Origin of the sequence: Streptomyces glaucescens, from assembly GCF_002154375.1 — a bacterium.
Taxonomy (GTDB): domain Bacteria; phylum Actinomycetota; class Actinomycetes; order Streptomycetales; family Streptomycetaceae; genus Streptomyces; species Streptomyces glaucescens.
In genome coordinates this window covers 1-8469 of sequence record NZ_MUND01000537.1, presented here as the reverse complement: position 1 = coordinate 8469, position 8469 = coordinate 1, and the positions used below count along the sequence as shown (strand labels likewise).

The following is an 8469-nucleotide window of genomic DNA, read 5'->3' as shown; positions in this document are numbered from 1 at the left end:
AAGGACCTCACCCTGTTCCACCTCACCGACGACGTGGACGAGGCGGTCGCCCTCGTCTCGAAGGAGGTGGGCCGCTAGGAGGAGTCGTCAACCTACCGTCGTCGCCGCCATGTCTGCGCTGCGGCGACGGGTGCTTGCTCTCGGCGCACCGGACGCCGCAGGGCAGTCCTGCCGACGACGACGGAAGCTTGACGACACCCCCTAGCGGCCCGCCTCCTTCGAGACGAGGGCGACCGCCTCGTCCACGTCGTCGGTGAGGTGGAACAGGGTGAGGTCCTTCTCGGCGGCCTTCCCCTGGGCGATGAGCGTGCTCTTGAGCCAGTCGACCAGCCCGCCCCAGTACTCGGTGCCGAACAGCACGATGGGGAACTGGGTGACCTTCTGGGTCTGGACGAGGGTCAGCGCCTCGAAGAGTTCGTCGAGGGTGCCCAGGCCGCCGGGCAGGACCACGAACCCCTGCGCGTACTTCACGAACATCATCTTCCGCACGAAGAAGTAGCGGAAGTTCAGGCCGATGTCGACGTACGGGTTGAGCCCCTGCTCGAAGGGCAGCTCGATGCCGAGGCCGACGGAGATCCCGCCCGCCTCGCAGGCGCCCTTGTTGGCGGCCTCCATCGCGCCCGGCCCGCCGCCGGTGATGACGGCGAACCCGGCCTCGACCAGGCCCCGGCCCAGCCGCACCCCCGCCTCGTACTCGGGCGAGTCCGCCGGTGTCCGCGCCGAGCCGAACACGCTGATGGCGGGCGGGAGTTCGGCGAGCGTGCCGAAGCCCTCGATGAACTCCGACTGGATGCGCAGCACCCGCCAGGGGTCGGTGTGCACCCAGTCGGAGGGAGCGCGCTCGTCCAGCAGCCGCTGGTCCGTGGTGCTCGTCTGCACCTGGTCCCGCCTCCGGAGGACCGGTCCGAGGCGCTGCTCCTCCGGCGGCTGCTTGCTGCCCTCAGGGTTGCCGGTAGCCATGTGCGCTCCCTCCGGTTGCCACGTCTTTCTGTCTCAGCGTAGATCTACGCGGGTTACGGAGGGGGGACGCGCGCGTGTCCGCCACGAAGCGCCCGGCCCACGGAGCGCGGTGCGCGCTCAGGCCGTCAGCCAGGAGCGCAGCCGCTCCTCCGCCGCGAGGATCTTCGTTGTCTCTACCCGCTCGTCCCGCTTGTGTGCCAAGTGCGGGTTGCCGGGGCCGTAGTTGACCGCCGGGACGCCGAGCGCGGAGAAGCGGGAGACGTCCGTCCAGCCGTACTTGGGCATCGGGGTGCCGCCGACCGCCTCGATGAAGGCCGCGGCGGCCGGGTGGGAGAGACCGGGCAGCGCGCCGGGGCTGTGGTCGTCGACCACGAACTCCGTCACCCCGCAGTCCGCGAACACCTCGCGCACATGGGCGATCGCCTCCTCGGGCGTACGGTCGGGCGCGTAGCGGAAGTTCACGGTCACCACGCACTCGTCGGGGATCACGTTCCCGGCGACCCCGCCCGAGATGAAGACCGCGTTCAGGCCCTCCCGGTACTCCAGCCCGTCGATCACCGGCCACCGGGGCTCGTACGCGGCCAGGCGCTGAAGGATCGGGGCCGCCGCGTGGATGGCGTTGGAGCCCATCCAGCCGCGCGCGGAGTGGGCCCGCTCGCCGGTGGTCCTGAGCAGCATCCGCAGGGTGCCCTGGCAGCCGCCCTCGACCTGGCCGTCGGACGGCTCGAGGAGCACCGCGAAGTCGCCCTCCAGCCAGTCGGGGCGGGCCTCGCAGACGTGCTTGAGGCCGTTGAGGTCGGCCGCGACCTCCTCGTTGTCGTAGAAGACGAAGGTCAGGTCGCGGTTGGGGGCGGGGACCGTGGCTGCGATCCGCAGCTGGACGGCCACGCCCGACTTCATGTCGCAGGTGCCGCAGCCCCACAGCACGCCGTCCTCGTCGAGGCGGGACGGCACGTTCTGCGCGATCGGGACGGTGTCGATGTGCCCGGCGAGGATCACGCGCTCCGGCCGGCCCAGGTCGGTGCGCGCCACGACGTTGTTGCCGAGGCGGTCGACGGTGAGGTGCGGCAGGGCGCGCAGGGCGGTCTCGACGGCGTCCGCGAGCGGCTTCTCACCGCCGCTCACCGAGGGGAAGTCGACGAGCTGCGCGGTGAGCCGCGCGGCGTCCAGCGTGAGATCGAGCGGGGTATCGGCCATGCCGTCGACCCTAACGCCGCCGCCCATCGGGCACGGCGCCCACCCGGCTCAGGGTGTCGCGGGAGCTCCAGTACCTTGGACGCGTGCCAGAGCCGTCCCCTTCTCCCAAGCGTCACGGCCGTCTCCTGCGTTGCGGGGCGGCCTTCGTGGTCCTGCTCGCGGTCGCGGGGTATCTCGCGGTGCAGTACGTCACCGGCGGGGCCGGCGGTCCGGGCTGCAAGGTGGTCTCGGGCGAGGGTGACGGGGCGACGTACGAGTTCTCCCCGGAGCAGGCGGTGAACGCGGCGACGATCACCGCCGTCGGCACCGCGCGCGGGCTGCCCGAGCGGGCGGTGACGATCGCGCTGGCGACCGCGCTGCAGGAGTCGGCGCTGCGCAACATCGACCACGGCGACCGCGACTCGCTCGGCCTCTTCCAGCAGCGCCCGTCGCAGGGCTGGGGCACCGAGAAGCAGATCATGGACCCGATCTACTCGGCGGGCATGTTCTACGACCATCTGGCCGAGGTGCCCGGTTACACCCGGCTGCCCCTCACCGTGGCCGCCCAGCGGGTGCAGCGCAGCGGCTTCCCGCAGGCGTACGCCAAGCACGAGCCGGACGCCACGCTGCTCGCCGCCGCCCTCACCGGCCGCGCGGGGGCCACCCTGACCTGTCAGGGGCGCCCGGACGCGACCCGGGTCACCGGTCCGGACGGGGTGCGCTCGGCGCTGGTGCGGGACTTCGGGCGGGACGCGATGGAGGAGACCGGCGCCGAGGTGGGCGCCGAGGCGTCCCCGCGGCCGACGGTGAGCGCCGAGACGAGCGGGCGGACCGTGACGGTCCCGGTCGCGGAGCAGCCGGGCGCCGGGGACGGGCGGGCCGAGCGTGAGCGGGGCTGGCAGCTGGCCCACTGGGCGGTGGCCAACGCTTCCGCGCTGCACATCGAGCGGGTCTCGTACGCGGGCCGCGAGTGGGTGGCGGGCACCACGGAGGGCCGCTGGCGCACGACGGAAGCGGCGGCCGACGCCAAGAGCGGCGGGAGCGCCGGAGCGGTCCGGATCGTCACCGCGCAGTAGTGCGGACGGTCACCCGGACGGGTTAATGCCGGCCCCGTGCGGGCGGCGGTGTGCGCAGGTTTTCGCGTGGTCACCTCGGCCTCCCCGGGAACCATTGGGAACAAAGGGCTGTAAGGATTCGGCGGACTTTCGGACCGACAGCCCTTTGTCCCTTTTTATCCACAGCCGATAATGCGACGCATTGCCAACTCTTTACGTTCGGTGTCCGCAACCTCGACGGGGGGTCGAGCGGTAGTCACGGCGCACGTTCTCTTTACGTTCTCTTCCCGTCGAAGGAGCATCATGTCCCTCCCCCTGACCCGCCGGATCGCCCGTGCCGCGCTGCTCACCGCAGCGGGAGCGGCCTCCGTGGTCGGCGCGGCCGGTGCCGCCTCCGCGGCTCCCGAACTGCCGGCCGCCCAGAACCTCGGCGGGATGACCGCCCTGGACGGCGCGAACGTCGGCAACGCCGTCGACAGCACCGCCCAGAACGTCACCGAGCTGGCGGGCGAGACCGGCGGCAAGACCGTCAAGCAGTCCGGCAAGACCACCGGCAAGGCGGCGAAGAAGGTGACGCCGGTCGCGCAGAAGGCCGCCGGGGACGTGGCCGGTTCCGCCGGAGGCTTCGTCGGCGACGCCGCCCAGGCCGCCGGCAAGGGCGGGCTGCCCACCAGCTCGCTGACCAAGGGCGGCCTCCCCACCCAGCAGCTGCCCGCCACGGGCCTCTCCCTCGGCTGACGCACACCGTACGGATCGACGGAAAAGGGGTCCGGGGACGCGCTCCCTGGACCCCTTTCCCGTGTCCGCTTCCCCCTGTCCGCGTCCCGCCGGGCGGCTACCGCGCCAGCCGCTCCACGGCCGCCCGCACCCGCTCGTCCGTGGCCGTCAGCGCCACCCGGACGAACCGGTCCCCCGCCGGGCCGTAGAAGTCGCCCGGCGCGACGAGGACGCCGCGCTCGGCGAGGTGCGCCACGGTGTCCCAGCAGGACTCGTCGCGGGTCGCCCACAGGTAGAGGCTGGCCTCGCTGTGCTCGATGCGGAAACCGTGGCCGAGCAGCGCCTCGCGCAGGGCGGTGCGGCGGGCGGCGTACCGCTCGCGCTGCACGCGCACGTGCTCGTCGTCGCCCAGGGCCGCCACGACGGCCGCCTGGGTGGGCGCGGAGGTCATCATCCCGCCGTGCTTGCGGATCTCCAGCAGCGGGCCGAGCACGGCCGGGTCACCGGCCAGGAAGGCGGCCCGGTAGCCCGCGAGGTTGGAGCGCTTGGAGAGGGAGTGCACCGAGACGATGCCGTCGTAGGAGCCGCCGTTGACGTCCGGGTGCAGCACCGAGACCGGGTCGGCCTCCCAGCCCAGCTCGATGTAGCACTCGTCCGAGAAGAGCAGCACGCCGTGCTCACGGGCCCAGGCCACGATCCGGGTCAGCTCCTCCTTGGCGAGGACCTTGCCGGTCGGGTTGGACGGCGAGTTCAGCCAGAGCAGCTTCAGGCCCGCCGGGTCCAGCTCGGTCGGGTCGTCGTAGACCTCGTACGCGGCGCGCGCCAGCCGGGCGCCGACCTCGTAGGTCGGGTAGGCGAGGCGCGGGTGGGCGACCCGGTCGCCGGGGCCGAGGCCCAGCTGGGTGGGGAGCCAGGCGACGAGTTCCTTGGAGCCGACGACCGGCAGCACGTGGTGGTGGGTGACGCCGCGGGCGCCCAGGCGGCGCTCCAGCCAGCCGGTGATCGCGTCCCGCAGCTCCGGCGTGCCCCACACCGTCGGGTAGCCCGGTGAGTCGGCCGCGGTGACCAGCGCCTTCTGGATCAGCTCGGGCACGGGGTCGACGGGCGTGCCCACGGACAGGTCCACGATGCCGTCCGGGTGCTCTGCGGCCGTCTTCTTGTACGGCGCGAGCTTGTCCCAGGGGAAGGTCGGGAGGCGGTCGGAGACTGCGGACACGGTTTCTCGCTCACTCTCTTCGTACGGCAAACGCCTCGGTCCCGTACGGCGATCGGAGGCGATCAGGCCGTACGGGACCGAGGCGGCGCGGATGGCGGGCCGCCGGCGCGGTGTTACTCGCCCTGCGGCGGCAGACCGGCGACGAACGGGTGGTCGCGCTCGATCAGACCGAGCTTGCTGGCACCGCCGGGCGAGCCCAGCTCGTCGAAGAACTCGACGTTCGCCTTGTAGTAGTCCTTCCACTCCTCCGGCACGTCGTCCTCGTAGAAGATCGCCTCGACCGGGCAGACCGGCTCACAGGCACCGCAGTCGACGCATTCGTCCGGGTGGATGTACAAGGACCGCTGGCCCTCGTAGATGCAGTCGACCGGGCACTCCTCGATGCACGCCTTGTCCTTGACGTCGACACAAGGCTGCGCGATGACGTAGGTCACGCTGTCGTTCCTCCTCGATAGGGCGCTGGCGGGCCTCCTCAGGCTCCGCCGCCTGGCGCGCGGGAGCGCGGCGTCGTCGATGCCCGCCCCTAGTATCTCCGTTCTTGGGCAAGATCCGAACAGGAGGGGTGAACCGACCTGTGGAAATCTCCGCGGCAGGGCGCCTTGAGGTCCGAATCACCACTGCTGACGTGGGCAAACGCGTCTCCGTGCGGCGCTTGAGCCACCCTAGCGGCAGCACAGGGACGCAAAAGAAATTCACCGACACGGTAGGTGTTCTCGCATCCTGGGACGACGGTGTGCTCCTGATCACACGGCGGGACGGTGAATCCGTCCGCATTCCGGAATCCTCGCTGGTCGCGGGCAAGGTGGTGCCCGCCGCCCCGGCACGCCGCCGCGGGCCCGCCGCCTCCTGTCCGGAACTCGCGCGGATCTCCGCCCGGGCGTGGCGGCCCGTGGAGAGCGAACGGCTGGGCGACTGGGAGCTGCGGGCCGCGGGCGGCTTCACGCGGCGGGCCAACTCGGTGCTGGCACTGGGGGACCCGGGGCTGCCGCTCGACGACGCCCTGTCCGTCGTACGGCGCTGGTACGGCGAGCGCGGCCTGCCCGCGTACGTCCAGGCCACCACCGGCGGCGAGGACACCCAGGAGCTGCTGTGCGCGCAGCTGGCCGGGCGCGGCTGGGTGCGGGAGGTGACCGCCGAGCTGTGGACCGGTGCCCTGGCCCCCGTCGCGGACCGGGAGACGCCCGTGGAGGTGCGGCTGTCCCGCCAGGCCGACGAGGCGTGGCTGGCCCGGTACCGGCGCAAGGGGCTGAGCGAGGTGGCGCTGCGGGTGCTGAACGGCGGGCCGTCCGTGTGGTTCGCGACCGTGCCCGGAGAGCAGGCGGGGGCGCCGCCCGCCGCCATCGGGCGGTGCGTGGTCGACGGGCGGTGGGCCGGGTTCGCCGCCGTGGAGGTCGATCCGGCGCTGCGGCGGCGCGGGCTGGCCACCGCGGTGATGGCCGCGCTCGCCGGGCGGGCCCTGGAGGAGGGTGCGTCGGCCGGCTGGCTCCAGGTCGAGACGGACAACGCGGCGGCGCGGGCGCTGTACGGGGAGCTGGGCTTCGCCGCCCACCACGCGTACCACCACTACCGGGAGCCGGCGACGGCGAACGAGTCCGGCGGCTCCCCCGCCGGACTGGGCTGAGGGGTGCCGGCCGTGCTGCGTCCTCCGTTCCCTCCGCCGCCCGGGCGGGCCGCCGAGCTGCGGCTGCGGTTCGCCGAGGAGGCGCGGGCCGAGCGGCCCGACCTGTCCATGCTCTGCCTGCTGCTGGCGGCCGCGGGCGACTCCGCGCTGGACGAGGCGGGCATCGACGCCGCCCAGATGGAGCTGGACCGGCTGGCCGGGCTGCTGCCGTACCGGCCCGGCGGGCCGCGCGCGTGGGCCGAGGCGACCCGGGACCTGCTGGGCGGACGGCTCGGGTTCCGGGGCACCGCCGGGGACTACCGGCTGCTGGAGTCCTCCTTGCTGCACGAGGTGCTGCGGCGCCGCCGCGGCCTGCCGATCCTGCTGTCCGTGGTGTGGATGGAGGTGGCGCGGCGGGCCGGGGCGCCGGTGTACGGCGTCGCGCTGCCCGGGCACTTCGTCGTGGGGTTCGGGACGGCCGGGGAGCGCGTGCTCGCTGATCCGTTCGACGGGGGGCGGGTGCTGACCGGGATGGATGCGGAGCTGCTCGTGGTCGGCTCCACGGGGGCGCCGCTCGATCCCTCGGTGCTGACGCCCGCGGCGCCGGGCGAGGTCGTGCTGCGGATCCTGAACAACATCCGGGCGTGGGCCGCCGCCCGGCCGGAGCGGTCGGACGTCTCCCTGTGGGCGGTGGAGCTGTCGCTGCTGCTGCCGTCGCATCCGGCGCGGCTGCGGTACGAGCGGGCCCGGCTGCTGGTGCAGCGGGGTGAGTTCGTCGCCGGGGCGGAGGAGCTGGAGGCGTACGCGGAGGTCGTCACCGCCGTGGACGAGGGGGCGGGAGAGCGGCTGCGGGGGGAGGCCCGGGCCGCTCGGGCCATGCTGAACTAGCGATGCCGGACGAGCGGTCCGCCGTCGGCGTTTCCCGACCGTCGCGGCTGCGGCTCGCCCATGGCTTGTCGCGCGGTCCGTCGCGCCCCTGGAGCGAGTGCTCGTGTCCGGCGTGAGAAGAAGCCCCCGGTTCCTGTCCGGGGGCCTCTTCCTCGATGTCAGCTCGTTTCGATGACCGCTGTCCTGTTCGTCTTGCTCAGCAGGGCCGTGCGGAGGGCGCCGTAGACGTCCTCGGGGGTCACCGGGGTCTTCTCGCCGGTGCCGCGGGTGATGAGGACGCCGTCGAAGGTGCTGCCGTAGAGCTGCTCGAGGGCGTTCAGGTCCGGGCTGTCGACCAGCTTGCCGTTGACGGCCTTGACGCGGAGGAACTTCCAGAGGGAGTTCTCCGGGCTCAAGGGGATCGAGTGCGCCGCGTCGGTCTGCACCCTGACGATGTCGGACATCGCGGGCTCCGCGAACTCCCTCATCATCCGGTCGACCTCGGCGTTCGAGACCGTCGGCTGCTTGGTGGCGGTCGGCAGCGCGACCGCCGTCGCGGTGCCCGTCTCCACCTGGGCGCGGTACGCCTCGGCGACGGCCTCACCGGCCCGGTCGGCGTCGATGCCCTTGCCCGGCTTGCCGTAGACGGGGACAGCCTTGCCGGACTCGAAGCGGATCGTGCCGTCGGTCGCGGTGCCCGCGCCGCCCGCCGCGGTCTCCAGGGCGGAGTGCAGCTTCTCCTCGTCGACCGGCATGACGGGTTCGACGACCCGCTGCTCGCCGAAGAGCGAGCCGATCACGGAGACCGGGTTGTAGTCGCTGGTCGCGGCCTCGCGTTCGACGCCCTGGGCGTCGTACGCGAGGCCGCGACCAGCGAC

8 protein-coding genes and 2 pseudogenes are annotated in these 8469 nt (G+C 72.9%); 5 read left to right on the top strand and 5 right to left on the bottom strand.

Annotated elements, in window-relative coordinates; all coding sequences use genetic code 11:
• Window positions 1-78, top strand: a pseudogene (locus CCN42_RS41665) (TIGR00730 family Rossman fold protein); the annotation flags it as partial.
• Between the two features lie 123 nt (window positions 79-201).
• On the opposite strand, the gene CCN42_RS30985 reads toward CCN42_RS41665, so the two are convergent.
• On the bottom strand, window positions 202-960 hold the full coding sequence (locus CCN42_RS30985) for an LOG family protein (protein WP_086171208.1): 759 nt from the start codon (window positions 958-960) through the stop codon (window positions 202-204).
• A 117-nt stretch (window positions 961-1077) separates the two neighbouring features.
• Entirely contained in the window at window positions 1078-2157 is a 1080-nt protein-coding gene (gene dapE / locus CCN42_RS30980; protein ID WP_086740591.1) for a succinyl-diaminopimelate desuccinylase, read from the bottom strand.
• Window positions 2158-2240: 83 nt separating this feature from the next.
• Between dapE and CCN42_RS30975 the strand changes: the two genes are divergently transcribed.
• Both CCN42_RS30975 and CCN42_RS30970 read left to right on the top strand, forming a co-directional pair.
• Window positions 2241-3212, top strand: coding sequence for a VldE C-terminal domain-containing protein (locus tag CCN42_RS30975; RefSeq protein WP_086740589.1), 972 nt, complete (start codon window positions 2241-2243; stop codon window positions 3210-3212).
• Window positions 3213-3494: 282 nt separating this feature from the next.
• Window positions 3495-3929, top strand: a complete 435-nt coding sequence (locus tag CCN42_RS30970; protein ID WP_086740587.1) for an ATP-binding protein — start codon at window positions 3495-3497, stop codon at window positions 3927-3929.
• Between the two features lie 97 nt (window positions 3930-4026).
• Here CCN42_RS30970 and CCN42_RS30965 read toward each other — a convergent pair whose 3' ends face one another.
• Together CCN42_RS30965 and fdxA are read right to left on the bottom strand one after the other, a co-directional pair.
• Window positions 4027-5124 (bottom strand): bifunctional succinyldiaminopimelate transaminase/glutamate-prephenate aminotransferase, encoded by a 1098-nt coding sequence (locus CCN42_RS30965; RefSeq protein ID WP_086740586.1) that lies wholly within the window; start codon window positions 5122-5124, stop codon window positions 4027-4029.
• A 113-nt stretch (window positions 5125-5237) separates the two neighbouring features.
• Complete coding sequence (gene fdxA, locus CCN42_RS30960; protein ID WP_043503874.1) at window positions 5238-5558, bottom strand: ferredoxin; 321 nt, start codon at window positions 5556-5558, stop codon at window positions 5238-5240.
• Between the two features lie 140 nt (window positions 5559-5698).
• Between fdxA and CCN42_RS30955 the strand changes: the two genes are divergently transcribed.
• Together CCN42_RS30955 and CCN42_RS30950 are read left to right on the top strand one after the other, a co-directional pair.
• On the top strand, window positions 5699-6745 hold the full coding sequence (locus CCN42_RS30955) for a GNAT family N-acetyltransferase (protein ID WP_086740584.1): 1047 nt from the start codon (window positions 5699-5701) through the stop codon (window positions 6743-6745).
• A gap of 15 nt (window positions 6746-6760) precedes the next feature.
• Complete coding sequence (locus CCN42_RS30950; protein ID WP_086740593.1) at window positions 6761-7612, top strand: transglutaminase family protein; 852 nt, start codon at window positions 6761-6763, stop codon at window positions 7610-7612.
• Between the two features lie 158 nt (window positions 7613-7770).
• Here CCN42_RS30950 and CCN42_RS30945 read toward each other — a convergent pair.
• Window positions 7771-8469: pseudogene (locus tag CCN42_RS30945) on the bottom strand (hypothetical protein); the annotation flags it as partial.

Excerpts from the sequence above, each read along its gene's own strand:
- CCN42_RS30985 (WP_086171208.1), bottom strand. The coding sequence starts at position 960 with ATGGCTACCGGCAACCCTGAGGGCAGCAAGCAGCCGCCGGAGGAGCAG.
- dapE (WP_086740591.1), bottom strand. The coding sequence starts at position 2,157 with ATGGCCGATACCCCGCTCGATCTCACGCTGGACGCCGCGCGGCTCACC.
- CCN42_RS30970 (WP_086740587.1), top strand. The coding sequence starts at position 3,495 with ATGTCCCTCCCCCTGACCCGCCGGATCGCCCGTGCCGCGCTGCTCACC.